The organism is Corallococcus sp. AB038B (assembly GCF_003668955.1).
GTDB classification, from domain to species: Bacteria; Myxococcota; Myxococcia; order Myxococcales; family Myxococcaceae; genus Corallococcus; species Corallococcus exiguus.
In genome coordinates this window covers 545,305-571,203 of sequence record NZ_RAWO01000004.1, presented here as the reverse complement: position 1 = coordinate 571,203, position 25,899 = coordinate 545,305, and the positions used below count along the sequence as shown (strand labels likewise).

At 70.8% G+C, this 25,899-nt stretch carries 23 protein-coding genes; 13 read left to right on the top strand and 10 right to left on the bottom strand.

What is annotated here, in order from left to right:
- Positions 1–1,556 (top strand): WD40 repeat domain-containing protein (locus tag D7Y04_RS21470; RefSeq protein ID WP_233601525.1); only part of this gene is annotated, 1,556 nt, incomplete at its 5' end.
- Here the strand turns inward: D7Y04_RS21470 and D7Y04_RS21465 are convergent.
- Positions 1,539–3,002: a hypothetical protein gene (locus tag D7Y04_RS21465; protein ID WP_121760524.1), complete on the bottom strand. Its 1,464-nt coding sequence runs from the start codon at positions 3,000–3,002 to the stop codon at positions 1,539–1,541. The genes D7Y04_RS21470 and D7Y04_RS21465 overlap by 18 nt on opposite strands.
- A 210-nt stretch (positions 3,003–3,212) precedes the next feature.
- Between D7Y04_RS21465 and D7Y04_RS21460 the strand changes: the two genes are divergently transcribed.
- The 5 genes from D7Y04_RS21460 (at position 3,213) to D7Y04_RS21440 (ending at position 7,709) form a co-directional block, all read left to right on the top strand.
- Positions 3,213–3,623, top strand: coding sequence for a response regulator transcription factor (locus D7Y04_RS21460; protein WP_147454454.1), 411 nt, complete (start codon positions 3,213–3,215; stop codon positions 3,621–3,623).
- Between the two features lie 155 nt (positions 3,624–3,778).
- Entirely contained in the window at positions 3,779–4,168 is a 390-nt protein-coding gene (locus D7Y04_RS21455; RefSeq protein WP_121760544.1) for a response regulator, read from the top strand.
- Positions 4,169–4,381: 213 nt separating this feature from the next.
- The gene (locus tag D7Y04_RS21450; RefSeq protein ID WP_120594364.1) at positions 4,382–4,606 is read left to right on the top strand and encodes a hypothetical protein; all 225 of its coding nucleotides are present in this window, start codon (positions 4,382–4,384) and stop codon (positions 4,604–4,606) included.
- A 129-nt stretch (positions 4,607–4,735) separates the two neighbouring features.
- The gene (locus tag D7Y04_RS21445; protein WP_121760523.1) at positions 4,736–6,535 is read left to right on the top strand and encodes a diguanylate cyclase domain-containing protein; all 1,800 of its coding nucleotides are present in this window, start codon (positions 4,736–4,738) and stop codon (positions 6,533–6,535) included.
- A 142-nt stretch (positions 6,536–6,677) separates the two neighbouring features.
- On the top strand, positions 6,678–7,709 hold the full coding sequence (locus tag D7Y04_RS21440) for an LLM class flavin-dependent oxidoreductase (RefSeq protein WP_121760522.1): 1,032 nt from the start codon (positions 6,678–6,680) through the stop codon (positions 7,707–7,709).
- On the opposite strand, the gene D7Y04_RS21435 is transcribed toward D7Y04_RS21440, so the two are convergent.
- The 5 genes from D7Y04_RS21435 to D7Y04_RS21415 form a co-directional block, all read right to left on the bottom strand.
- Positions 7,660–8,160: a DUF6232 family protein gene (locus D7Y04_RS21435; RefSeq protein WP_121760521.1), complete on the bottom strand. Its 501-nt coding sequence runs from the start codon at positions 8,158–8,160 to the stop codon at positions 7,660–7,662. The genes D7Y04_RS21440 and D7Y04_RS21435 overlap by 50 nt on opposite strands.
- Positions 8,153–8,515: a DNA-binding response regulator gene (locus tag D7Y04_RS21430; RefSeq protein WP_233601524.1), complete on the bottom strand. Its 363-nt coding sequence runs from the start codon at positions 8,513–8,515 to the stop codon at positions 8,153–8,155. Before D7Y04_RS21430 ends, D7Y04_RS21435 begins: the two co-directional genes overlap by 8 nt.
- Positions 8,516–8,632: 117 nt before the next feature.
- Entirely contained in the window at positions 8,633–10,066 is a 1,434-nt protein-coding gene (locus D7Y04_RS21425; RefSeq protein ID WP_158627573.1) for a HAMP domain-containing sensor histidine kinase, read from the bottom strand.
- Between the two features lie 106 nt (positions 10,067–10,172).
- On the bottom strand, positions 10,173–11,543 hold the full coding sequence (locus D7Y04_RS21420; RefSeq protein ID WP_370457173.1) for a sigma-54-dependent transcriptional regulator: 1,371 nt from the start codon (positions 11,541–11,543) through the stop codon (positions 10,173–10,175).
- The gene (locus D7Y04_RS21415) at positions 11,521–13,653 is read right to left on the bottom strand and encodes an ATP-binding protein (protein WP_121760519.1); all 2,133 of its coding nucleotides are present in this window, start codon (positions 13,651–13,653) and stop codon (positions 11,521–11,523) included. The genes D7Y04_RS21420 and D7Y04_RS21415 overlap by 23 nt, the downstream gene beginning before the upstream one ends.
- A 199-nt stretch (positions 13,654–13,852) precedes the next feature.
- On the opposite strand from D7Y04_RS21415, the gene D7Y04_RS21410 reads away from it, so the two are divergent.
- From D7Y04_RS21410 to D7Y04_RS21380, 7 genes are all read left to right on the top strand, one after another.
- Positions 13,853–14,554, top strand: a complete 702-nt coding sequence (locus D7Y04_RS21410; protein WP_120594357.1) for a TetR/AcrR family transcriptional regulator — start codon at positions 13,853–13,855, stop codon at positions 14,552–14,554.
- A complete protein-coding gene (locus D7Y04_RS21405; protein ID WP_120577165.1) occupies positions 14,551–15,351 on the top strand; it encodes a CoA transferase subunit A in 801 nt (266 codons plus the stop codon). The genes D7Y04_RS21410 and D7Y04_RS21405 overlap by 4 nt, the downstream gene beginning before the upstream one ends.
- Positions 15,348–16,097, top strand: a complete 750-nt coding sequence (locus D7Y04_RS21400) for a CoA-transferase subunit beta (RefSeq protein WP_121760518.1) — start codon at positions 15,348–15,350, stop codon at positions 16,095–16,097. The genes D7Y04_RS21405 and D7Y04_RS21400 overlap by 4 nt, the downstream gene beginning before the upstream one ends.
- 46 nt (positions 16,098–16,143) lie before the next feature.
- The gene (locus tag D7Y04_RS21395; RefSeq protein WP_120594355.1) at positions 16,144–17,181 is read left to right on the top strand and encodes a zinc-binding dehydrogenase; all 1,038 of its coding nucleotides are present in this window, start codon (positions 16,144–16,146) and stop codon (positions 17,179–17,181) included.
- 42 nt (positions 17,182–17,223) lie between these two features.
- Complete coding sequence (locus D7Y04_RS21390; RefSeq protein WP_121760517.1) at positions 17,224–18,474, top strand: hydroxymethylglutaryl-CoA synthase family protein; 1,251 nt, start codon at positions 17,224–17,226, stop codon at positions 18,472–18,474.
- A gap of 711 nt (positions 18,475–19,185) precedes the next feature.
- Positions 19,186–20,091 (top strand): ferritin-like domain-containing protein, encoded by a 906-nt coding sequence (locus D7Y04_RS45765; protein ID WP_233601523.1) that lies wholly within the window; start codon positions 19,186–19,188, stop codon positions 20,089–20,091.
- An 81-nt stretch (positions 20,092–20,172) separates the two neighbouring features.
- A complete protein-coding gene (locus tag D7Y04_RS21380) occupies positions 20,173–21,585 on the top strand; it encodes a ferritin-like domain-containing protein (RefSeq protein WP_121760515.1) in 1,413 nt (470 codons plus the stop codon).
- Positions 21,586–21,590: 5 nt separating this feature from the next.
- Here D7Y04_RS21380 and D7Y04_RS21375 read toward each other — a convergent pair whose 3' ends face one another.
- The 4 genes from D7Y04_RS21375 to D7Y04_RS21360 form a co-directional block, all read right to left on the bottom strand.
- Positions 21,591–22,286 (bottom strand): c-type cytochrome, encoded by a 696-nt coding sequence (locus D7Y04_RS21375; RefSeq protein WP_121760514.1) that lies wholly within the window; start codon positions 22,284–22,286, stop codon positions 21,591–21,593.
- Entirely contained in the window at positions 22,283–23,548 is a 1,266-nt protein-coding gene (locus D7Y04_RS21370) for a hypothetical protein (RefSeq protein WP_121760542.1), read from the bottom strand. Before D7Y04_RS21370 ends, D7Y04_RS21375 begins: the two co-directional genes overlap by 4 nt.
- Entirely contained in the window at positions 23,545–24,843 is a 1,299-nt protein-coding gene (locus D7Y04_RS21365; RefSeq protein ID WP_121760513.1) for a hypothetical protein, read from the bottom strand. Before D7Y04_RS21365 ends, D7Y04_RS21370 begins: the two co-directional genes overlap by 4 nt.
- A gap of 85 nt (positions 24,844–24,928) precedes the next feature.
- A complete protein-coding gene (locus D7Y04_RS21360; RefSeq protein WP_120594351.1) occupies positions 24,929–25,879 on the bottom strand; it encodes a hypothetical protein in 951 nt (316 codons plus the stop codon).
- Positions 25,880–25,899 lie beyond the last annotated feature (20 nt).

Here is a 25,899-nt window from a genome sequence, read left to right as displayed (position 1 = left end):
GCTCGCCCGTCGTGCTCAACGGGCATGAGGGGAGCGTGAACTCCGCCACGTTCAGCCCGGATGGCCAGTGGGTGGTGACGGCTTCCGAGGACAAGACGGCGCGGGTGTGGAAGGCGGATGGGACGGGCTCTCCCGTCGTCCTCAATGGCCATACAGACCCCATCACCTCCGCGGAGTTCAGCCCGGATGGCCAGTGGGTGGTGACCTCGTCCTTCGACGGGACCGCAAGGGTGTGGAGGGCGGATGGAAGGGGCCCCTCCCGGATGCTCCAGGGGCACCAGGGCTGGGTCGCGGACGCGCGCTTCAGTCGGGACGGGCAGCGGATCATCACCGCGTCCAGCGATGGAGCCCTCCGGGTCTGGAAGGCGGGCGGGCCGGAGCTTCCCGTGGTGTTCCAGGGCCCCGGAGAGGCGGCCGACTCAGTCCGGTCCGCGAGGTTCAGCCCGGATGGGCAGCGGGTCGTCACGGCGGGTGCCGACGGAGCGACGCGCATCTGGCGCACGGAGGGGACGGGAGCCCCCGTGGTGCTCGATGGGCGCGCGGGCCCCGTCGTGTCCGCCGCGTTCAGCCCGGATGGACACCAGTTGGTGACTGTCTTCGAGAACGGGAGTGCGCGGGTGTGGCGGACGGATGGGATGGGCCCTCCGGTGATGCTGAAGGATCCGCTCAGGCCCATCGGGTCCGCGGAGTTCAGTCCGGATGGCCAGTCGGTGTTGGCCACGTCCGGGGGCGAGCCCCAGGTGTGGAGGGCGGACGGGAGCGGGACACCGCGGGTGCTGAAGTCCGACGATGCACGCTCCGCCCGGTTCAGCCGCGACGGTCAGTGGGTCGTGTCCGCGTTTGTCCGGGTCCCGAAGGTGCAGAGGACGGATGGAACCGGCACGCCCGTGATGCTCCAGGGCCATGAGCGCCGCGTCCTCTCCGCCGAGTTCAGCCAGGACAGCCACCAGGTGGTGACGGCGTCCGAGGACCAGACCGCGCGGGTGTGGAAGGCGGACGGGACGGGCACCCCGGTCGTGCTCAAGGGTCATGGGGGTGACGTCTATTCCGCGAGCTTCAGCCCGGATGGTTTGTGGGTGGTGACGGCGTCCGCGGACAAGACCGCGCGGGTGTGGAGGGCGGACGGAACGGGCACGCCGGTCGTGCTCAAGGGACACCTGAACGTCGTCAATTCCGCGAGCTTCAGCCCGGATGGGCTGTGGGTGGTGACGACCTCGGTTGATCAAACCGCGCGGGTGTGGAGGGCAGACGGAACGGGTGTGCCCCTGGTGCTCCAGGGCTGTGAGTCGGAGGTCGCATCCGCCGAGTTCAGTCCGGTCGGGCAGCAGGTCCTGACGGTGTGCGCCGATGGACAGGCACAGCTCTGGCCCCTGGATGTCTCGGAGCTCCAGCGGCGGCTTCGGGCCGTCAACAAGGACTGCCTTCCTCCGGACGTCCGTCGCAGCTACCTGGATGAAACCGAGGAGCAGGCGCGCAGCGGCTATGCGGAATGTGAGCGGGTCCAGGGACGGGATCCGCTCGTGACGCCGCCCCCGACGCTACGGCTGCTGCCCTGAAAGCCTTGCAGCGGGGTCTCCGAGCAGCACATAGCCGCGCAAGTCATTGCGTTGCATCCACTGATAACCCTGTCGCTTCGGGTCGACAGGATCCGGAGTGCCATACACCTGCGCGTCCTGCCGCGCCCGGTAGCCCGCCAGCAGCGCGTCGTTGACGCCCCGGTACGCGCTCATCAGCGCGTCCAGGGCAACACCCGCGCGGCTGCCGTTGGACAGGATCTGGAGCGCGGAGAGGACACGCGACGCACGGCTGCGCGTCATGTCCTCCGAGTCCAGGAACCCGAGCGTCCACGCCAGGTCGCTGTGGCCGATGATGCCCAGCGGTCCGCGCGGATTCGCCAGCAGGGTCTGGGGCAGCGCCGCCACGAAGGGACGCTCCCCTGCCCTGGGCAGGCTGTGCAGCACGGAGTCAGGACGGCCCGCGAACCCTCCAGCCGCGGCGATCTGCGCAAGCCATGCATGGAACGCGCTGTCCGGTGGAGTCGCCGCGCCGAAGCACGCCACGCTGAACCACATGCCTCCGGGCAGGAAGGGCGTGTCCCTCAGCATTGCTCCCGTGAGCGGTGGGCCTCCGCCCAGCGTCAGCGCGCCCTGCAGGGCCCGCTGCTCCTGGGCAGAAGCCCAGCCCTTCGAGGGCCGCCCCAACCCATGCGCCACCGTGAGCATCACCGCCGAGCGCGCAGCAGCCGCGGCCTCCAGGAGCGCGTCCGCGTCCGCGTAGTCATAGGGAACCTCCTGGACCTTCAACGCGGGCCGCTTCTGCCTCCACCGCGTCTCCATGACCTGCCGGCAGGGCTCCACCAGCAGCTGGTGTCCCGAGCTCGTGGCCGTCGTCCCGTCCCTCGCCGTGTACAGGAGCATGTCGGGGGCCTCCGGAGGCGCGCCCTGCTTCTCGGCCGCGATCACCTTCCCCGCATAGGACGTGTAGCCCGCGAGGTCCGGTTCCCCGTCGGGCAGCCCCACGTGAAGCCGTCCCACGAACGCGCCATGCGCGAGCACGTGCTGCAGCTCCATGGACACGTCGGGCAGGTCCCCGAGCAGCAGCAGGTACCTGGGACGCTCCTCCTCGGGGACGTCCTCGGCCCGGTGCACCGTCTCCTTCCAGCGCACCGCCGCGTTCGCGTCCATGCCGGGAGGAACGCGGTAGCGCATCACGGCGGCGCCCTGCTCCTGCTCGCGGTGCTGGATGAGCGGCTCGATGGCGCGAAGCATGGCGTCGCCTGCCGTGCCCAGGGGCGCGATGACACCCCAGCGCTGCGCGGGCAGGTCATTCGGGTTCGCGTCGGGCCGCTCCAGCGTCATGCCCTCGGCACGGCGCGGAAGCGGCGCGGGCCTGGGAGCATCCCGGGTGGATTCCGCGGGAAGCCCTTCCTCCAGCACCGGTCGGCGGTCGTCAGCGCGCGCGAGCAGGAGCTGGAGTGATTCATCCTTCACGGGCTCGGGCATCTTTCGGCTCCCGGTGGGACCTGCGTTCTATTGATTCACGGCCTGCGGACGCGGCGGGGTACGGCCTTTTTTCGTCCAGATTCCGGAGACTGGTCCAGGAATTGGAAAACGGGCCCATCCTCGCTCGCCCCCCTCCCTTCCAATCCCTTGCAATGACTGGAATGGGCGTATGACACCCGGCGCGGCACAACAGCTGCACTGTTGTTGTGCATGCACGGTAAAATCCTCCTCCTCGATTCGAAGCCCCCGGTTCGCGGGGCAACGGCGCGTCACCTGACGGCCGCGGGCTTCACCGTCCTCACCGCTCGCACGGATTCCCAGGCTCGCGGCCTGCTGGACACGAATCTGTTCGACGCGATCCTCATCGACCACCCCTTCGGCCGGCCCGGCATGGAAGAAGGTCTGCGCTTCGCGCGCGACCTGCGCCTGCAGGACGCGCACATTCCCATCCTGTTGATGACGGCGCTGCCCCTGGACGAGGTACGGCACTCGGCGTGGAGCAGTGGCATCACCAAGCTGCTGCCCAAGCCGCAGCTGATGCCGGTGCTCATCCTCCACCTGTCCGCGCTCGTTCCCGCCGCGGCCAACGAGGACCGGCCCCAGCCCATCCCCATGCGGTGAGCCTCCGGGCTGCCGTCATTGCCTGATTCAGTCCGAAATCTGGAAAGTGGATCCGCAAGCTGGACAAACGCGCGCGGCGGACCTGCTTCCGCCGGGCCAAGTCGTTGTAATGACTTCCTTCCTCTATCCTCGGGGCACTGGCCCCTCACTTGCTCATGCCTTCGTGTGTGCCCCGGAACCTGCTGATCGTCGATGATGAAACGGTCCTGTGCTGGGTCCTGGGCCGCTTCTTCGCCAGCGCCGGCTACAAGGTCGACTCCGCCACGGACCTGAATGAGGCCCTGGAGCACATGAAGCGCAGCCGGTACGACCTGGTCATCAGCGACCTGCGCCTGAGCGGAACGCAGTCCGAGGAAGGGCTCATCATCGCGGAGCGGGTGCGCGAGTCCTCGCCCGCCACGCGCATGGTGCTGCTGACGGCGTTCGCGACGCCAGAGCTGGGGACGCGTGCGCAGGCGCTGGGTGTGGACCTGGTGCTGAGCAAGCCCCAGCCGCTGCCGGACCTGGCGGAGCACGTCTCGCAATTGCTGGAAGCACCGCGCTAGGAAAGCGCCCGGTCGCCGTCCAGTAGAGGTCCATGAACATTCCCGCCGCCGTCGCCCCCGTGTCGCGCCGGGGGTTCCCGGCTTCTGTCGCCGCTGTCCTGTGCCTGGGGCTGTGGCTGTTGCCGTCCGCCGCGTTCGCGGACGACGCACCGGACTTCACCCAGACGGTGTTGAGCGTCCGGGTGGTGACGCCCCGTCCCATGGGCCAGCGTCGTGCCGCTCCTGCCCGCCGTCGTGGGCGTGGTGCTGGTAACGCTGGCGGAGGCCGTGTCGCGCACCGAGGAACTCCAACGGCAGAGCGGCGCCCTCAAGCGCCTTTTCGGCCGGTTTCCCCGGGAGACGGCCCTCGCGCATTCCGAAGCGCGCGGCGCGGGTGCGGCCCCGGGCGAGGCGGCGCCCAAGGCGTCCCGCTCGCTGCCGGGCGGGCCCCGGTCCTGACGCGAGCGCCCGGGCATCGTGGGAAACCACTAGCGCCTCGCACCGCCGGCCCATGGACGGGCGGCCCTGACTTGGACAACGGGCCAGGGTACGTAAGGGCAAGACGCGTGGCAGCATGAGTGGACCGACATGCCCCGCTACGCCCTCATCGCCGAACCGGATCGCCATCGTGCCGCGGGCCTGCTCGCGCTCGCGCAGCAAGAGGGACTGGAGGGGGTGGTCGCGCGGGATGGCGCGGAGGCCCAGGAGCTGGTGCGCCAGCGCGGCTCGCCCACGCTGCTGGTGACGGACCTGGCGCTGCCCCGGGTGGACGGGTTCGCGCTGCTGGCGTGGCTGCGGGGCCGCTCGGATGCGCGCCACACGGCGGTGATGGTGGTGACGGCGTTCGACGAGCTGCGCGTACGCGCCTGGCAGCTCAAGGACGCCTTGGGCATCCACGCACTGCTCAGCCGGCGCGCGGGTCCAGAGGCGATGCGCGACGGCGTGCGGCGCGCGCTCGCGGGCCAGCTCGCGGGCCACGGCCTGCTGGAACTCAACGCGGAGGAAGAGAAGCGGCGGCTCGCGCGCATCGACGATTTGAAGCTGGTGGACCCCGACCTGCCCGACAAGGAGCTCCAGGAGCTGGTGACGGAGGTGGCGCAGGCCTTCGGGGTGCCCGTCGCGCTGCTGACGCTGGTGCTGGGCGACAAGCAGTGGTTCAAGGCGCACGTGGGGCTGCCCCCGGCGCTCGCGAAGGACCGGGGCACGCCGCGCGACTGGTCCTTCTGCCACCACGTGGTGCAGGGCCGCGAGGCCCTGGTGGTGCCGGACGCCGCACGCCACCCGGTGTTCCGGGACAACCCGCTGGTGCGCGAAGGCATCGTCGGCAGCTACGCGGGCGCGCCGCTCATCACCTCCACCGGGGACGTGCTGGGCTCGCTGTGCGTCATCGACACGCGTCCGATGATGCTGGGCCCGGAGGACCTGGCGGCGCTGCGCGAGCTGGCGGGCCGCGTGGCGGAGAACCTGGAGCACACCGCGGTGCGGGGACGGGCGCCCCCCGCCTTGCCACATCCCCGAGGTGCGGCGGAGCCGGTGCTCAACGAGGCGGCGGCGCTGGCGCTGGTGCGCGAGGCAGTGAGCGCCTTGGAAGTACCGGTGCTGGTGGTGGCGCCGGGCCGCAAGCCCTTCGCCGCCAACGCGGCGCTGGCGGAGCTCCTGGGGCTGCCGGAAGAGCGGCTGGCGGGCATGGCCTTCGATTCGCTGTGCCAGTACATCGCGAGCCTGACCGCGGACTCCGGCGGCACGCTGCGTCAGCTGGAACTGGCGGCGGAGAGCTCGCGCGGGCTGCACCTGACCCTGTCGCTGGAGCGGCCCCGGCCGCGCGTGGTGCGCTGGGTGGCGAGGCCCTTCCTGGTGCCCGGTGGCATCGCGCAGCTCCTGTCGCTGATGGACCTGGGCATCGGCGCGGACCTGAAGGGCACGCGCGAGCGGCTGTTGCGCCAGGACGCGCTCACGGGGCTGGACACCCGGCGCGTGGGCGAGGAGCGGCTGGCCAAGGAGATTGGCCGCTGCCGCCGGGAGGGCCTGCCCACCAGCCTGCTCCTGGTGGACCTGATGGAGCTGGGCGCCATCAACCGCACGCGTGGCTACGACGCGGGCGACGCGGCGCTGCGCGAGCTGGCCCGGCACGCGGAAGGCCTCTGTCCTCCCCCGGGCTTCGTGGTGCGCTGGACGGGGGACACCCTCCTGCTCGCGCTGCCCGGGGCGGACGCCGTGGGCGCGGAGGCCTCGCGCCAGCAGCTCCATGACGTGCCCGGCCAGCCCGCGTGCGTGTCCATCGCCGTGACGGTGCGGGGCGAGGAGGATCCGCACGGCACCCTGGACCGCGCGCACGCCGCGCTCGTTCGAGCGAAGTCCGAGCGCAAGGCCGTCCCCCCGCACGCCTGAAGCCAGGCTGATGGGTGGGATGGCCTCCGCCTGGCGGTCCGGAGGGCCCGAGCGCCCGAGCGGTGCGTCAATGGCGTGAAAACCCCGAGGGCCCTGGCTATCGAAGGGCTTTTCCGCCCCCCGTGGCGCGAGGGTCCCCCCGATGATCCCCTTCTCCGTCCTCGACCTGTCCCCCGTCATCTCCGGGGGCGACGCCGGCCTCGCCCTCCACAACAGCCTGGACCTGGCCCGCCACGCGGAAGCCCTGGGCTACAAGCGCTTCTGGCTGGCCGAGCACCACAACATGACGGGCATCGCCAGCGCGGCCACGTCGGTGGTCATCGGGTACGTGGCGGGGGGCACGAAGACGATTCGCGTGGGCGCGGGCGGCGTCATGTTGCCCAACCACGCGCCGCTCATCATCGCGGAGCAGTTCGGCACCCTGGAGACGCTCTATCCCGGCCGCATCGACCTGGGCCTGGGCCGCGCGCCGGGGACGGATCAGCGCACCTCCGCCGCCCTGCGCCGGGGCCTGGGGGGCGCGGACAGCTTCCCCCAGGACGTGGTGGAGCTGCAGAACTACTTCAAGGACCCGGTGCCGGGGCAGGCCGTGCGCGCGGTGCCGGGCGCGGGCCTGCATGTGCCGCTGTGGCTGTTGGGCTCCAGCACCTTCAGCGCGCAGCTGGCCGCGGCCCTGGGGTTGCCCTTCGCGTTCGCGTCGCACTTCGCGCCCGCGCAGATGATGAGCGCACTGCATCTGTACCGCACGCAGTTCCGCCCGTCGGACGTGCTCCAGAAGCCGTACGCGATGATTGGCGTGAACGTCTTCGCCGCGGACACGGACCAGGAGGGGCAGCGCCTCTTCACGTCGCTGCTCCAGGCCTTCATCAACCTGCGCCGGGGCCGGCCGGGCCCGCTCCTGCCGCCGGTGGACAGCATGGACGGTCAGCTCAACGAGATGGAGCTGGCGGAGATCGAACACATGCTGGCGTGCACCGTGGTGGGCTCGCCGGACAGCGTGCGCGACGGCCTCCAGTCCCTCATCGAGCAGACCGGGGCCGACGAGCTGATGGTGACCGCGCAGATCTTCGACCACGCGGCGCGCCTGCGCTCCTACGAGATCGTCTCGCAGGTGCGCGAGCAGCTCACGGCCGCTGACACGCGGCCCGCACCGTCCCCGCAAGCCGCGCGATGAGCTGGGGGTCGTGGCTGCCGAAGACGCGGCGCGAGCCGCCCGGCAGCCCCAGCACCAGGTAGTGGGTGTCCTCCACGACGAGCAGCGCGGCCATGGACGCGAAGAGGCCCAGGGCGGTGAGGATGAGCCCCGCCTCGTAGGCGCCCTTCAGCGCCGTCACGCTGACGGACAGCCAGGACAACAGCGGCAACCCCAGCGCCCCGGCCAGGCCCACCGCGAGCAGGTAGGGCCACACCTTCGGGGTGCGGCGCGCGGTCTCCACCTGGAGCACGTCGCGCAGCGCCCAGCTCTGGCCGCCCACGACGAGCCGCTCGGCGGTGACGCGGACCTGGCCGGCCTGGAAGAGGGAGCGCTCCCCCGAGTCCAACACCGGAGCCACCGGGCGGCGCTCCACTTCACGCAAGGGGACAACGGGACGCAGCACGGTGACGACGGCCATCGGTTCACCCATGGGGGGTCTCCAACAGAGGAAAGTGCGAGCGCAGGAGGGCGCGAAGCTCATCGAGTGGGCTGCCCAGCGCGAAACATGCCCGGGCCCCCTGACACAGGGCGCGGGACACCAGGCGCTCGTCCGCGAAGGGCAGCAGGACGACAACGGGCGCGGTGGCGGCGCAGTCCCGAGCGCGCGTCATCACCGGGAGGATGGCCTCCCCGCGCTCCACGTGCGCCAGCACCAGGTCCGGCCGGGCCGCGTCCCCCGCGTCCAGGAACAGGGCGATGCCCAGGTCGCCCAGCACGTCCGCCAGCAGCGAGGCCAGGGACTCATCCGCACCGAGCAGCAAGGCCCGGGTTGTGCGCAGGGACACCACGGTCCCACGTCACAGCAAGCTACATGCCGGAACCACCGTCCCCCGGGGCCACCGAGTGATCACCCGTGGACCGTGGCAATCCGCCAGCCCCCCGTGGCGGATTGCCACGCGGGCCTAGTTCAGGGGGCTCGTGCCTGGAGCGTCGTGCGGCGGCGGGAGGACGTCCCAGGAGGAAGAGCCCGCCCGCGGCAGCTCGAACCAGAACGTGCTCCCCTTCCCGCACGTGGACGTGACACCCACCCGGCCCCCGTGCCCTTCCACCAGCTTCTTGACGGTCGCGAGCCCCAGCCCGAGCCCTTCGGCGATGGCGCTGCTTCCCTTGACGCGGAAGTACGGCTCGAACAGGGAGGGCAGGAGCTCCGGCGTGATGCCCGGCCCCGTGTCGCTGACGCTGGTGCGAATGAAGGCCCCCGTGTCCTCCACGCGGAGGGTGACCCGCCGGGTCGTCGCATCGCCCATGTACTTGATGGCGTTGCGGATCAGGTTGCCGAGCAGGCTCAGGTAGACGCCGGTGCTGCAAGCCACCAGGACCGGCGGAACGGGCTCGTGACGCAGCTCGATGCCGGACTGCTCCGTCTCCGCCGTGAAGCCGCCCAGCAGGTCGGCGATGATCGCCCGGGGTTCGGCCCGGGCACCGGGATCCGGCCGGGCTCCGGAGCGGGCGAAGTCCAGGAGCGCGCCGGTGATGGCATCCGCCCGTGAGAGGCTCCGGATGATGCGCTTGAAGGGCGCGCGAGAGGATTCCTCGGGCGTCTTGCGCAAGCCGAGCTCGGCGGCCATCCGGGCCGAGGACAGCGGGTTGCGGATGTCGTGCGCGACGCGGCCCGCGAACTGCTCCAGCTCCTCCGCTCGCGCTTCGACGAACTTCGTGTACGCGTCCGCGAGCGCGCGGCGTCCTTGCAGCTCGCGATGGAGCAACCACGCCACCACCCCGGCCAGGATGCCGCACACCGCGTGGAGGCTCGTGCTCAGCCACACGGCTTCGCGGCGCGCTTCACGGATGCGCTCCGCCAGCTCCCGTCCCCTGACCGCGTTCCATTCGATGGAGCGCGTGATGTTCTCCAAGAGGTGCCGGGCCGGGGGCTCGACGTCCTGTTCGAACAGCGCCCCCTCCGCCCCCTCCCGCCTGGCAACCGCGTCCGCGCGGGCCTGCGTGACCGCGGCTTCGAAGCGCGACCACGACTCCTGCACGTCCTGCCTCACTGCCTGCTCGCCCGGGAGCGGCGTGAGGTCCAGGTACTCGCCAATGCCCGCCCTCGCCTCCGACAAGGCCGTCTCCAGCTCCCGGTCCAGCGCCCCCCGGTGCGTAGGCTCGTTGATGAACCGGGCAAGGACCAGCTCGGCCTCCAGCACGGACCTGCGGACGAGCGCGAGGTGCTCGATGCTCGGCGCCGAGTTGTAGATGATCTCCTTGGAGAGATCGCTGATGACCGCGGACGATCGCTGGACGATCAGGGTGGTCACGAAGAAGCTGCCCACGACGGCGGCGAAGGCGACGAGGAGCAGCTTCCACGACACTTCGGTCCCGGCGGGGCGTGGCGTGGGCATGCCCATTCCATGGTCTCCCGCTGCCCCCGAGGCAACGCGGCGGAGGCTGTCCCCCGGACGTTCGTGCGGCCGCCCGGATGTCAGCCCGCGCGAGGAGAAAGCCCGCTCACCGCTCCCGCTCGCGACGGTGGATGGTGGACACATCGATGCCCAGCAGCTCCGCGGCCCGGGTCTTGTTCCCGCCGCAGTGCTGGACCATCCAGTGGATGTACTCCCCCTCCAGCTTGCGCAGGGTCCACACGCCCTCCCGAGCCTGGGCGAAGGGAGTGGCCTCCTCCGCCGAGGGCACCGGCGCATGAGGCCGCAAATCCTCCAGCGTCACCGTCTCCCGGGGGACGAGCACCACCAGCCGCTCCACCAGGTTCTCCAGCTCGCGCACATTGCCCGGCCAGGGCATGGCGCCCAGCGCGGCCACCACCTCTGGTGACAGCGACGTCACGCGGGAGCGAGGGTTGCGCGCGCGGGAGCGGGCGGTGAAGTGCTCCACCAGCTGCGGGATGTCCTCCCGGCGCTCCTTCAGTGACGGCACCCGCAGCGTGACGACGTTGAGCCGGTAGAAGAGGTCCGCGCGGAAACGCCCTTCCCGCACGCGCGCCTCCAGGTCCTGGTGCGTGGCGGCCACCACGCGTACGTCCACGGTGCGGCTGGCGTCCGAGCCCACCGCGCGCACCTCGCCGTCCTCCAGGATGCGCAACAGCCGCGCCTGAAGCTCCGTGGGCATGTCGCCAATCTCGTCCAGGAACAGCGTGCCGCCGTGCGCCTCCACGAACAGGCCGCGCCGCACGGACGTGGCCCCGGTGAAGGCGCCCTTTACATGGCCGAACAGCTCGCTCTCCAGCAGCGGTCCCGGCAGCGCGGTGCAGTTGACGGCCACGAAGGGGTTGGACGCGCGCGGGCCCTCGACGTGGAGCGCGCGGGCCACCAGCTCCTTGCCGCTGCCGCTCTCGCCCCGGAGCAGCACCGGGGCCGCCGCGTGGGCTACCCGGTCGATGAGCTCGTACAGCCCGCGCATGGGCGCGCTCTTGCCCACCAGCGCGCCCAGGCCGGAGCGCTCCTGCGACGCCTGCTTCAGCGCCCGGTGCTCCGCGCGCAGCCGGCGGTCCTCCAGCGCGCGGCCCAGGTACAGCCGCACCTCGTCCAGGCGGAAGGGCTTGGTGAAGTAGTGGTACGCGCCCCGGCGCATCGCCTCCACCGCGCTCTCCACGCCGCCGAAGGCCGTCATCAGCAGCACGGGCAGCTCCGGGTCCACCGCGCGGGCGGCGTCCAGCACGTCCAGGCCGTCCACCTTCTCCATGCGCAGGTCGGTCAGCACCGCGTCGTACACGCGCGAGCGGATGAGCGTCAGCGCCTCCTGGCCTCCGGTGGCCAGGTCCACCGTCCAGCCCGCGTCGGCCAGCGGCTCCTGGAGCATGCGCCCCATCTCCACGTGGTCGTCCACCACGAGGATGCGCGCGTCAGACGGCAAGTCGCTCGGCATTTCGTTCCTCTGGGACAGCGCGAGCCACCGGCCACAGCACGGTGACGCGGGTGCCCTGCCCCGGCGTGCTCTCCAGCTCCACCCGTCCGCCGTGGTTGCGCACGACGTGGGCCACCATCGTCAGCCCCAGCCCCGTGCCCTGCCCGCGCTTCTTCGTCGTGAAGAACGGGTCGAACACCTGGTTGAGGCGCTCCTTCGGAATCCCGCACCCGTCGTCGCGCACGGTGAGCGCGACCAGGCCCCACGTGCCTTCCTCCGGGCCCGCCAGCGCGGAGGCGGAGACCTCCACCGTGCCGCCCTCGCTGCATGCATCGCAGGCGTTGAGCGTGAGGTTGAGCAGCACCTGCTGGAGCTGATCCGAGTCCGCCGCCAGCGCCGGCACCGACTCCGGCACGTCCACGCTCAAGCTCACCCGCCGCCGCTCCGCCTCCACCTGCAACAGTTCGTGCACGCTCCGGGCAAGCGGCCCCAGCGCCACCGGCCGCACCATCGCGGGCTGCAGGCGGGAGAAGTCCAACAGCTGTCGCAGCGTGCGGCTCACCCGGTCGATCTGCTCGACGATGACGCCCAGCCCCGGCCCTTGAGGATGCGTGGGGCCCAGCTTGCTCTGCACGTACTCCGCCCGGCCGCGCACCACGCCCAGCGGCGTGCCGATTTCGTGCGCGATGCCCGCTGCCAACACGCCCACCGTGGCCAGCTTCTCCGCGCGCAACAGCTGCGTCTCCAGCGCGCGCACGTCACTTAGGTCCTCCACCACCAGGAGCGCGCGCGTCTCCTCCTTCGGGTCCTCCGCGGTCAGCGGCACCGCGTGCAGGTTGTACGTGCCCTCCTCGCCAAAGAGCGCCAGCGGTTCGCCCAGCAGGCTGAGTGGCCGATCCTCCTGTCGAGCGGACGCCACCAGCGCGGACAGCCGCTGCACCACCGGCGCCGGTGCGCTGGGGAACGCGGACGCCAGCGGCGCGCCCGTCACGTTGCCGGGCACGCGCGAGCGCAGGGCCTGGTTGACGGCGCTGATCCGCCCGTCCTCCGTCAGCGCGAGGACGCCCGTGGGCAGATGGTCCAATATCTTCCGCGTCCGGTCATGGAGCGCGGCGAGCTGGGCCGCGTGCCTGCGGCTCTCCATCAGCGCCACCGCGCGCCGCCGCGCCAGCACCACGTACACCGCGAAGGCCACCAGGAAGAACGCCACCAGCGCGCCCGCGCCCAACAGCCGCACCACCAGCGACTGCTCGTGCGAACGCAGCGCCGCGGTGGACACCAGCGTCGCCACCGCCCAGTGACTGCCGCCGCGCATACGGATGGGCGTGTAGACGGCCACCACCTCCGAGCGCCCCAGCCCCAGCCGCTCCGCTTCCTGTTCGGACAGGGGCAGCATGCCGCGCGCGCCGGCCTTCAGCCGGGACACCAGGAACGCGAAGCCCGGCACGCCCGAGTCCTTCTGGCTCGCGCGGCCGAACCACTCCGTCAGGGCCGGGTCGCTCGCGGGCGTGGGCTGGCCGTGCGTGCCCACGAGCAGCATCCGCGCCTCCAGGTCCGACGTGACGATGCGCAGCGGCGCGAAGAACGACTCCGTGTCCACCAGCACCGCCACCGCGCCCTCGGGCTTGCCGTCCGTCGCGGGCAGCGCCGTGGCCAGGATGCGCAGCCAGCCACCGTTGGCCGCGTCCAGGCTGGGCGACGTGGTGAGGTCGCCCGGCGGACGCTGCAACGCGCGGCGCGCCGTGTCGGCCATCTCCGCCACCAGCCCCTCGCGCGACACCTGCGCGTCCGGCTTGCGATCCAACAGCAGCAGCCGCTCCGCGCCGTCGCCGTCGTACGCCGCGATGGCCTTGTACTGGCCCACCGCTTCCAGCAGCGCGCGCAGCTCCCGCCGGTGCTCCGCCAGGGTCCCCGGCTGAGACATCAGCTCGCCGGCGAAGCGCAGGTTCTTGCCCACCTCCTCCAGCGAGTCCGTGACGCCGCCCACGGCCTCGTCCAACTGCTTCTGCCGGTCCCCCGCGAACTGCTCCACCAGGGTCGTCCGGCTGCGCTTCACGAGGGTCCAGACCCCCACCCCCACGCTCGCCAGCGCGGCGCACAAGAGGAGGATGGGCAGGAGCGTGGACCGCATGGGAGGCCCGCAACCTAACCCGTTGGGTGGTCCCAAGTCCTTGTTTCCAAAAGCCTTTATCCCACCAGCCCTCCGGTACTTGCCCGTTGACGGGCCGCGTCGCCGAGTGCTACCTACCGGTCGGTAGGTGAAGTGACCTACCGGTCGGTAGGTGGTTTCAGCCCGGCAGGAGCAGGCAGGCCGGCAAGGGAAGGCACGCATGACACCCACGGGGCGCAAACCGGACGAGGGCGAGCGGTACAGGGCCATCCTGGAGACGGCGGCGCGGCTCATCTGCGAGCGCGGCTACGAGGGCACGTCGATGCAGGAGATCGCCGCCGCGTGCCGGATGACCAAGGCGGGGCTCTACCACCACATCCAGAACAAAGAGCAGCTGCTCTTCGCCATCATGAACTACGGGATGGACGTGTTCGAGGAGCAGGTCCTCGGGCCCGTTCAGGACGTGGCGGATCCGGTGGAGCGGCTGCGCCAGTGCATGCGGCAGAACATCCACCTGGTGACGAGCGGCCGCAGCAAGGAGGTCATCATCATCCTCCACGAGCACGCCACGCTCACCGGTGAAGCGCGCGAGTACATCGACCGGCGCAAGAAGCGCTACGTGCGCTTCCTGGAGGACGCGTTCGCGGAGGCCAACCGCCTGGGCCGCCTGCGCGGCGTGGTGGACCCCACGGTGGCGGCGTTCTCGTTCCTGGGGATGATCCTCTGGGTCTACAAGTGGTTCAAGCCGGACGGGCGCCTCACCGAGGAGCAGATCGCCGACGGCATGGTGGAGCTGCTCTTTCCCTCCGCCGCTTCGGCCGTGAGCGCCCCGGCCCCTTCGGCTGAAGACGCGCCCGCGCTGCGCATGGTGCCGCGCGCCGCTTCCGGTTCCAGCTCCGGTTCTGGAGGAGAGCCCCAGTGAACCGCGCCCGTTGGAGTTCCCTGTCGGAGGCGGTGGCCTCCATCCCGGACGGCGCGTCGATCGCGGCTGGCGGGTTCATGCTGGGCCGCGCGCCCATGGCGTTGGTGCTGGAGCTGGTGGCGCAGGAGAAGCGCGGCCTGCAGCTCATCTCGCTGCCCAACCCGCTGCCGGCGGAGTTCCTGGTCGCGGGCGGGTGCCTCAAGCGCGTGGAGCTGCCCTTCGGCGCGCTGGTGCTGGAGAACCGCGTGCGTCCCCTGCCCTGCCTCAAGCGGGCCATCGAGGCGGGCGAGATTGAGTGGCGCGAGCACGACGGCTACCGCGTGGTGCAGCGGCTGCGCGCGGCGTCCATGGGGCTGCCCTTCATCCCCGCGCCGGACTCGGACGTGTCGGAGCTGGCGGAGGTGGACGCGCCGCGCACGGTGGAGGATCCGTTCACGGGCCGCCGCGTGCCGGTGGAGCCCGCGTACTACCCGGACGTGGCGCTCATCCACGCCCGGGCCGCGGACGACAAGGGCAACCTGCTGATCGAGGACCCCACCACGGACCTGCTCGTCGCGGGCGCCGCGAAGCGGATCATCGCCACGGTGGAGGAGCGCGTGCCGAAGCTGTCGCGCGTCACCATCCCCGCCTTCCAGGTGGAGCGCGTGGTGCTCGCCCCCGGCGGTGCGCTGCCCACGGGCTGCCTGGGCCAGTACCCGCATGACGACGCGATGCTCGCGGCCTACCTCGCAGCGGCGGATGCGGGCGACGCGAAGGGCTTCCTCATGTCGCTGCGCGCGACGCGGAGCGCGGCATGACGACGACGACGACGGTGGACGCGACGCCCGCGGAGACGGTGGTGTCGCTGCTGGCGCGGGAGATTGAAGACGGCTCGGTGGTGGCCACGGGTGTGGCGTCGCCGCTGGTCATCCTGGCCATCGCGGTGGCCCGGGCCACGCATGCGCCGGGGCTGACGTACCTGGCGTGTGTCGGTTCGTTGGACCCTGAGCTGCCGGAGCTGTACCCGTCGTCCGAGGACCTGCGCTACCTGGACGGCCGGTCCGCGGAGGTGAGCATCGCGGACCTCTTCGACCACGCTCGGCGCGGCCGGGTGGACACGGTCTTCTTTGGCGCGGCGGAGGTGGATCCGGCGGGCCGCACCAACATGACGGCGTCCGGCAGCCTGGAGAAGCCGCGGACCAAGTTCCCTGGTGTCGCGGGCGCGGCCACGCTGCGCCAGTGGGTGAAGAACCCGGTGCTGCTGGTGCCCCGGCAGTCGCGCCGCAACCTCGTCCCGCAAGTCCAGGTGGCCACGACGCGCGACCCCAGCCGTCCGGTGCGGCTCATCTCCGACCTGGGGACGTATGAGCTGGGCGGGCCCCGTGGGGCGCGGCTGTTGGCGCGTCACCCGTGGGCCACGGTGGACGGCATCTCCGAGCGGACCGGCTTCGAGTTCGCGGTGCCTGACGCCCTGCCCGTCACCTCCCTTCCGGACGCGCGCACGGTGTCGGCCATCCGCGCGCTGGACCCCCGCAACCTGCGCGACGCGCTCGTCGGCGGCTGAAACACATCTCCCCCAATCTTCAAGCCACACGGAAAAGAGGCACCGCATGGAAGCCGTCGTTCTTCGCCAGTTCGGGAGTGCAGAGAACCTGCGTCTGGAGACCGTGCCGATTCCCCGGCCGGGCAAGGGCGAGGTGCTGCTGAAGGTCCACGCGTGCGGCGTCTGCTACCACGACGTCATCAACCGCCGAGGCAACCTGCCCCGCACGCACGTGCCCGCCATCCTGGGGCACGAGGCCGCGGGCGAGGTGGTGGAAGTGGGTCCGGACACGGTGGGCTGGAAGGTGGGCGACCGCGCGGCGACGCTGCAGCGCATGTCCTGCGGTGAGTGCGCGCTGTGCCTCGCCGGCCGCAACAGCCTGTGCAAGACGGACAACCGCTTCTTCGGCGAGGAGCTCCAGGGCGGCTACGCGCAGTTCATGGTGGCCCCGGTGCGAGGCCTGGGCCGCGTGCCGTCCGACCTGCCCTGGGCGGTGGCCGCGACGGTGTGCTGCACGCTGGGCACCGCCGTGCACACGCTGCGCACGCGGGCGAAGGTGAAGGCCGGTGAGACGGTCCTCATCACCGGCGCCAGCGGCGGCGTGGGCCTGGCGGCCGTGCAGTTGGCCAAGGTGGACGGGGCGCGCGTCATCGCCATCACGTCCGGCGAGGCGAAGGTCGCGGCCCTCAAGGAGGCTGGCGCGGACGAGGTGATTGTCTCGCGCGGCCTGGACTTCGGGTCGGAGGCGCGCAAGCGCACGCAGGGCCAGGGTGTGGACGTGGCGGTGGAGATCGTCGGCAGCGCCACCTTTGATCAGACGCTCAAGGCCATGGCGCCCGGTGGACGCGTGGTGGTGGTGGGCAACCTGGAGTCCGGGGTGGTGAACCTCAACCCGGGCCTGGTCATCGTGAAGGAGCTGGAGATTCTGGGCGCCTACGCGACGACGCGCGAGGAGCTGGACGAGTCGTTGCGGCTGACGGCCAAGGGCCTCATCCGTCCCTTCGTGTCGGAAGAGGTGGCGCTGGCGGACGCGGGCCGCGCGCACTTCCGGCTGGAGAACCGGGAAGTGGCGGGCCGGCTGGTGCTGGTGCCCCCCGCGGCGTGACGCCGTCTGGATTCGTGACCTTTTGATTTTGAGGAGTTCCCCATGAAGAAGCGGGTTGGAATCGAAGCGCTGGCGGTGGCGGTCCCCCGGCGGTACGTGGACATCGAGGACCTGGCGCGGGCGCGCGGCGTGGACCCGGCGAAGTTCACCGCGGGCCTGGGCGCGAAGGAGATGGCGGTCAACGACCCGGGTGAGGACTCCGTGTCGCTGGCGGCCACGGCGGCCGCGCGGCTCATCCAGCAGCAGGGCGTGGACACGTCCAAGCTGGGCATGCTGGTGGTGGGCACGGAGACGGGCGTGGACCACTCCAAGCCCATCGCGTCGCACGTGCACGGTCTGCTGAAGCTCCCGCGCGGCATGCGCACGTTCGACTCGCAGCACGCGTGCTACGGCGGCACGGCGGGTCTGATGGCGGCGGTGGAGTGGATTGCGTCCGGCGCGGGGGCGGGCCGCTCCGCGCTGGTGGTGTGCACGGACATCGCGCGCTACGGCCTGAAGACGGCGGGCGAGCCCACGCAGGGCGGCGGCGCGGTGGCGCTGCTGGTGTCGGAGACGCCGGACCTGCTGGCGGTGGACGTGGGGCTCAACGGCGTGAGCACCGCGGACGTGTACGACTTCTGGAGGCCGGTGGGCCGGCGCGAGGCGCTGGTGGACGGGCACTACTCCATCACCTGCTACCTGGACGCCATGGCGGGCGCGTACCGGGGCTGGCGCGAGCGCGCCATGGAGCAGGGGCTGGTGCGGTGGGATTCGAAGCTGCCCAGCGAGCAGTTGGCGCGCATCCTCTACCACGTGCCCTTCTGCAAGATGGCGCGCAAGGCGCACGCCCAGGTGCGGCTGTGCGACCTGGAGGATTCCGGCAACGGTCCGGCCACGCCCGAGGCGCGCGACGAGGCGGCGAAGTCGCAGGCCAGCTATGACGCGCAGGTGGCGAAGTCGCTGGGGCTGAACGCGCGGGTAGGCAACGTCTACACGGCGTCGCTGTACCTGGCGCTCGCGGGCCAGCTGCACGCGGAGGGCGCGGCGCTGGCGGGCCAGCGGATTGGCCTCTTGTCCTACGGCAGCGGTTCCTGCGCGGAGTTCTACACCGGTGTCGTGGGTGAGAAAGCCGCGGAGCGCATGGCCCGCGCGGACCTGGACACGGTGCTGGCGAAGCGCGAGCGCGTGTCGGTGGAGGAGTACGAGCGGCTGATGAACCTGCCCTACGACGCGCCGGAGGCGATTGCTCCGGAGCCGGGCACGTTCCGGCTGGCGGAGATCCACGAGTTCCGCCGCAAGTACGCGGGGGCGTAAGGCCGCGTCCGTTGATGTGAAGTCCCACGGGCGATGCGCGCTTCGCGGCGTGCATCGCCCGTCTGCTTTTCCTTGGCACGTTGCCGAACCGGCTTGATAGGGTTTGGGGACAGCGCAGAGGCCGGGCTGCCGACGCGGAGGTTGCCATTGAATGCGGAGCGATTGCGGCGGCTGTTCGCCAGGGCCTTGAAGGCATCGCTGGCCACCCCGCTTGTGCTTGCCGGATGCCACGGCGAACGGCACGTAAAGCCGGACGTGCCCGCTGGCCGGCTGGCGACGAACTACCGACGGATCCGGTGCGTGGAGGCTCCTCCGAGGGAGGGGTACCCCTTCTTCAACGCCGTCCCCGGGATCGACAGGGCGTGGATGGTGCCTGTGCCGGACTTCGTCGAGTTGAGGCGGCATTCGTACACCTGGGAGTTCGTCGCCGACACGTCACAGCCCCGGCGACCTGATGGAGGGCAGCCAGTCCGTGTCGAGCGGAAGCGAATCCCTGGCCTCCAGTCCGTCTTCACCACGGGAAACGCTTGCGAGACGGCCGTCAACAAGGAGGCCTGTGGGGAAGCCCTCCAGTCGCAGGACAACGGAGGCATGGAAGGCTTTGGAGGTGAGTGTCTTGGCGGCGCCCTTTCGACGTGTACTGCCCATTACGTGGTGACCACCCGGGGCGATGACGTGAGGAGCTACAGGACGAGGGATTCGATCAGGCAGGTGCTGGGCACCATCGACCGGGAGGAGGAGGCCGCACTCCTGGCCTTCGCGGCCGGCCACGCTGTCTGCCCCTCCACCGAGTTCCCGTCATCGGTCGGCGTCAATCCCGACGAGGGCTTCACGATCCTGGTGGAGCAGGGCCATGATTGTGACGAGAAGCAGGAATGGTTGTCTCGGAAGCCGGTGCGGATCTCGTCCTCGGGAGAAGTGGTCGAGTACAAATCCTTCAGGGTCAAGATCGGCGATACGGGCTGCTATCCCGGCAGAAGGCCCGTGGGACTCCAGGAGGCACGGGCTGAGGACTGCGAGGACGCCCGGGGCGCCTGGTTCGCCAATGCCGCCCGGCTGGAGGCCGCGTCCGTCCATGCCTTCCTCCGGATGCGCGAGGAGTTGGCGCTGTACGGCGCGGGCTCCGACTTGCAGGACGCGGCGCTCGCCAGCGCGGAGGACGAGGTCCGGCACGCGGAGGTGACCACCCGGATCGCGCTGCGCTTCGGGGCCGTGCCTCCCGTGCCCTCCGTGGCCGACGTGCCGTTGAGGTCCTTGCGCGAGGTGCTGCTCGACAACGCCGTGGAGGGGTGCGTGCGGGAGACCTACAGCGCGCTGCTGGCCCACCATCAGGCGCTGCACGCGGAGGACGCGGAAATCCGCGAGGCCATGGCGCGAATCGCCGAGGACGAGACGCGCCACGCGGGCCTGTCCTGGGACATTGACGCGTGGGCCGCGCCCAGGTTGTCCGACGCGGAACGCTCCGCCCTTCGGGAGGCCCGGCGCCAGGCGCTGGCCGTGCTGCGCGCGGAGATGGCCGTGCCGCTGGACGCACAACTGACCGCGGAGGCCGGGCTGCCTTCACCGGCGGTGGCACTGGCGCTGTTGGACTCGCTGGAGCAGGAACTCTGGGCCTGAGCCGGGCCATGTCCCAAACCACCGGGGTCGCGTGTCCAAGTGGAGCGGGCCCGGTGGCCGCGCATCGCCCTTGAGGGAACCATGAACGTGGATCGGCTGCGGCTTCTCTTCTCCCGTGCCCTGCGGGTGTCCCTGGCCACGCCCCTGTTGCTCACGGGATGCCAGGGAGAACCCGTCGTGGAGCCTCCGCCGAGGCCAGAGCCCACGAAGCCAGAGCCCTCGAAGCCAGGGCCCTCGAAGCCCGAGCCCATCGACCTGAGCCAACACTCGGACGTCTCCTGCGTGAACGGCTTGCCCGTCCTCACCGGATTGACGATTGCCCCGGCCCCGGATGTGCTCCAACTGCGAACCATCATCCACCGGTACCCTCCCTCTTCGCCCCCGGACGCCCAGCTCATTACGTCGGAGGGCGAACCCTGCGCGACGGCGGAGGATCCCCAGGCGTGCCTGGACCAGCTCGATGCGCTGAACATCGCTCAAGGCTTCCCGCGGATTTGTGGTTACAGCATCGAGTGCTTCAAGAGCTTCCTCGTCACGACCCGCGGCGACGAGGTGACGACGTACACGACCGCGGACGCCGTCCGAGCCCTGCTCGGCGGCATCGACACCCCGGAGGAGGCCGCGCTCCTGGCCTACGCCTCGGGCTACGCCCTGTGCAGCCACCCTGCCTACGAGCGCGGGAAGGTGCGGGCCCTCCCGGACGGGACCTTCAGCGTCGTCAGCATCCAAGACTACGACTGTGAAACGAACGTGTACGAGACCCGGCACGACCTGAAGGTCACGGCGTCCGGTGTCGTGACGGAGGAAGGCACGTTCCCCCTCAAGGAGGGCACGCCCGACTGCGTCGTCGGCCGCAGGCCCGTGGGACTCCAGCGCGGCCGGGCTGGGGACTGCGAGGACGCCAGGGGCGGTTACTTCGCGAACGCAGCTCGGCTGGAAGCCGCCGCCATCCATGCCTTCCTGCGCCTGCGCGACGAGCTGGCCCTCCATGGCGCGAGCAGCGAGTTGCAGGACGCGGCACTCGCCAGCGCGGCGGACGAGGTGCGGCACACCGAAGTCACGCTGCGGTTGGCCCACCGCTTCGGCGCCACGCCGGTGCCTCCGGCCGTCACCGCCCTGCCGCTGCGGACCTTGAGCGAAGTGCTGCTCGACAACACCGTGGAGGGCTGCGTGCGAGAGACCTACGGCGCGCTGGTGGCGCACCATCAGGCGCTGCACGCGCGCGACCCCGGGATCCGCGAGGCCATGGCGTGCATCGCCGACGACGAGACCCGGCACGCGGGCCTGTCTTGGGACATCGACGCGTGGGCTACGCCGGGCCTTTCCATCGAGGCGCAGGCCCGGCTGCGTGAGGCACGGAAGCAGGCGGTCACGGTGCTGCGCGCGGAGGTGGCCGTGCCGCTCGACCCGGAGCTCTCCGCCGACGCCGGGCTACCTTCTCCAGATGTCGCCGCGGCGCTGCTCGATTCGCTGGAGCAGTCGCTCTGGGCCTGAGGCGCTCACAACCCCAGGAAGGTGAGCACCGCCGCCAGGTCCTCGTCCGACAGGGCCTCCCGGCTGTAGAGCGGCATGGTGCCGCCGACGCCGAAGAAGTTGCCATGACGCAGCTTCTCGATGACCACCAGCCGTCGGGGAATGCCGGGGAAGAGCGCGTCGTAGTCGTCCGTCACCTCCGGCAACACCGACGCGAACGTCGTCAGCCGTCCCTCTCCAGTGTGCGTGGCTCCATGGCACGTCTGGCAGGCGGCGCGGTACACGGCGCCTCCCCTTCCGGCATCACCAGCCGGCACGTCCTGGATGTCCTTCACCACCGTGAAGGGCAGCGCGGGTGCGTCCGCGTCCGGGCTGATCCGCACCAGGTATTCGTACAGGGCCCGCGCCTTGGGATCCTCCCGCGTGAGGGGGGACACGCCGCGCATGAAGCCCAGGTAGCAGAAGTTCACCGCGCTCAGCAGGTCCGTCTCGTAGCCGCCCCACCACGTCTCGCGGAACGCCACGTTCTCCAGCGGGTAGCCCGCGAGCATCCGGTCCGGATCAGGCTTGGCGCTCGTGGCGTGGCAGGTCGCGCAGGAGAAGCTGTTGAACTGACTGTCCGACAACCGGGCGTCCTGGAACAACGTCTCACCGAACTCCGCCGCGGGCGTCGCGCCGCCACAGCCCGCCATCAGCGCGCCCAGCACCCAGAGCCACCTCATGGCCGGCTCCTCAGCAGCGCCACCGAGTCCGGGAAGAGCCCCACCTGGACTGTCTTCACCACCCGCCGCTCCTCCAGCGACACGACGTGGAGCGTGCCCGGCCCCACGTGGTCGCCCTCGCAGACCACGAGCGCATGGCGCTCATCCGGCGTCAGCATCAGCTGGTGCACGTTGAGGCAGCCGCTGGGCGACAGCGGAATCTCCCCGGGCACCGCCTCCGGATGGGCTGCATCGATGATGGCGATGGAGTCCACCGACTGGTACGGCATGTAGAGCGTGCGCCCGTCGGACGTGAAGGCACCGAACATCGGCGCACCCTGCAGCCACACCGTGCGCTGGGGATCCATCGTGAGCGTCACCGGATCCAGGTACTGCACCGCGCGGCTCGCGAGCGAGCTGACCCACACCGCCCCTGTCGTGGGCGACACCGTGAGCGCATAGGGCTGGTGAAGAGGCCGCACGGCCGTGCCGGTGTTGGCCGCCACCTTCACGCGGCGCACCGGGCGGTCCGCCTGCTCCAGGTCCACGATGGCGACCTCGTCCGACCAGCAGGCGACGTAGGCACGGCGTCCGTCCGGTGACAGGCGGACCGCGTGGGGCGCGGGACAGACGGGCACCATCGCCGTGCGCGTCATCGTCCGCGCGTCGAGGATGGCCATCCGTGAATCCATCTCCGCCTCCGTGCCTCCCCGCCGCGCCACCTCCGCGATCTTCAGCAGGTCGAAGTGCGTCTGGAAGAGCGTCCGCCCGTCCGCGCTGAGGATGACGTCGCCCGGGTTGGGATCCACGCGCGCGGAGCCCACGACGGCGTGGGTGGCCGCGTCCAGCTTGAGGCAGTAGCCATCCGCCTTCCCCGAACCATGCGTCCCGTGCGGTCCGGAGCCGGAGCCGGGCACGTAGTTGGAGATGCCCACGTAGTAGAAGTCACCCTCCGGCGAGACGGCCGAGTGGTGCGGCCCCTCCAGCTCCACCGGGTTGAGCCCCACCGGGACGCGCGCCAGCTCACCCCAGGTGGGAGACTCCATCCCGTCCAGGTCCAACAGGCTGAGGGTGTCCTCCAGGTTGTTGGTGATGATCAGCCGCCCGGCGGGCCCCACGGGCGGCAGCGGCGCGGACACCGGCCATGGCGCTTCGACGCCGTACTCCAGCTCCGGCACCTGGAGCGGCCCCGTGTCCGTCTCACCACAGGCCACCGACAGGGCGAGCAGCAGCCAGGACCGAGCCCCGACAGCGCGCTTCGTCCGAGGCAGTGAGACCGTCATGACCGGCGGCTCCGCGCCAGCGCGTCCCTTCGGGAACGGCGCCCCCACACCGTCGCGAGCACCAGGAGCGCGCCCGGCACCAGCCCCGGCGACGCGGCGCAACCATCCGGGGACGCTGGCGCCACGGGCTGCTCGGAAGGGCCGGCGTCCTGCGTGGGCCCCACGCCCCCGTCCGGAGTCGCGCCGTAGAGCTGCGCCAACTGCGGCCACAGCGCCGGACACCGCTGCTGCACGGGCGTCGCGGCGGGACACAGGTGCGCGCCCTGCACATCTCCGAGCTTGAACATCGGCTCCCAGGTCGTGCCCTCGTCCGCGCTCTTCGCCAACGCCCAGCCGCCCGTCCAGCCCGAACCACAGCCATAGAGCGTCCCGTTCCGCTTCAGCGCGCAGGCGTTCCCGCTCGGCTCCGCGAGCTCCGTGAAGGGCCCGTCGTCCTGCCCACGGAAGAGGCGGGTCGTCGTGGAGACCCAGACCGTGCTCCCGTCCGGAGACGCCTCCACGCTGGAGATGCGCTCGTAGGTGTCCATCACCGACGTCAGCGTGACGCCGCCGTCCGTGCTCTTGAGCAGCCAGTCGCGACCCTGGGCGGAGATCTTCGCCCACAGCACGTCCGGTGACGCGTCGCTCACGCGCAGCAGCACCAGGTCATACGGGAGCTTCAACGCGGTGAGTGGCTGGGGCAGCCGCGTCCAGACACGCCCGCCGTCATCGCTGCGCGCCAGGAACTGGCCTTCCGTGTCCTGGCCAGACGCGTAGAGGCGCAGCGGATCCGATGCGGCGATGCGGATGGACGAGTAGCGGGAGCCCGGCGTCGGCGCCAGCGCCTGCACCCAGGACTCTCCGCCGTCCTCGGAGCGGTACAGCCCGTTGTTCAGGGACGGCCGCCCCGTGCTGACGTACAGGAACCGCTCGTCCGTCGGGTGCACCGCCAGCCCGGTGACCCACGTGTCCTTGAAATACGCGTGCGGCGCCCACGAGCAGCCGCTGTCGTCGGAGCGGATCAGCGCGCTCCCCGTGGCGGCCATGATGGCCCCGCCAGACAGCCAGAAGTAGCGCTCCGGACGCCAGATGGCGATGCCCATGCCCTCCGGGCAGATCCACCGCCAGGTCGTCCCCTGGTCGCGGGAGATGAGCGCGCCGGAAGCGTCACCCATGATCCAGTCGTCCTCGTGCCCACGGCGCACGCTGATGCTGCTCGCCTCGTCGGGCATGCCCCAGTGCGCCCCGGCCGGAGCCGCCCACAACGACAGGAGCAGCGGCAGCCTCCAGGACAGGAGGATGGATGTCTTCTTCACGGTGAGGCTCCAGCGAGGAGAGGAAACAACGAGCGGCCGCTCCCGGATCCGCTCCGGGGCACGGCCGCTCGCATGGGGGGACCGACTAGTTGGGCGCGTTGCGGTACTCGAAGTCCTCGAGCGTCATCAGGTAGTCCTTCTTGTCCTCGCGGTACCGGAAGCAGTAGCGCGTCGGGTAGAGGCCGGAGGCCTCCATCGCCGGAGGCGCCTTGATGGGGCGGCAGTCATCGGCGGGCTTGCTCTTGGCGAAGCCGCCCTCGACGACGGTCTCGAAGTACGTGATGTGGCCGTCGTAGGCGCCGTAGACGAACGCCTGCGTGAAGGGCTCGCCGTTGAAGGGCGACTCGGCGATGTCCGCCAGGTGGTTGCCCATGCGCGCGGACACGCCCTTCTGGTTCTCGAAGCCCGTCGGGTAGAAGGGCGCCGGCGGATCCTTGATGGCCTTCGCGTAGTCGTTGCAGTCCGTGTAGACGCCGCACGGGCCGGTGCGGATGAAGTTACGCGTCACGAAGTCCTGCATGAAGAAGTGCAGGTCGAAGTGCCCCTTGTCGAACGCGCCGATGGGGCCGTGGCCCCGGCCCTGCCAGTTGAACATGATCCACTGGAAGGGGACGTCCTTCATCTTGGGGAACCAGAGCACGCGCTCGTGGCCGCCGTTGCACTCCTTCTCCGGGTCCGTCACGCCGTCGTTGTTCATGTCCCAGCACGTCTGCCCGTCGTTCGTCGGCAGGTGGGGCAGCATGGGCAGCGTGTCCATGGCGGCCTGGTCCACGGTGACGCCAATGGCCTTCACGGAGCCGTCCGCGTTCTTGTGGATGATGGACTGCACGTAACCGTCGCCAAACGACACGCGGTTCTCCATCAGGTCGCACGTGCCGCGGTACGCGCCGTCCTTCAACCGCTTGGACAGCTCCTTCTCGGAGACCTTCTGGACCTTGTTGTCGACACAGGCGTCGACGGTCTCCCCTTCATCGGAACAGCCGGCCATGCCCAGCAGGGCCGCACCCAGGATCCACGGACTCAGACGATGAAACACGGTTGCACTCCTTGTGAACG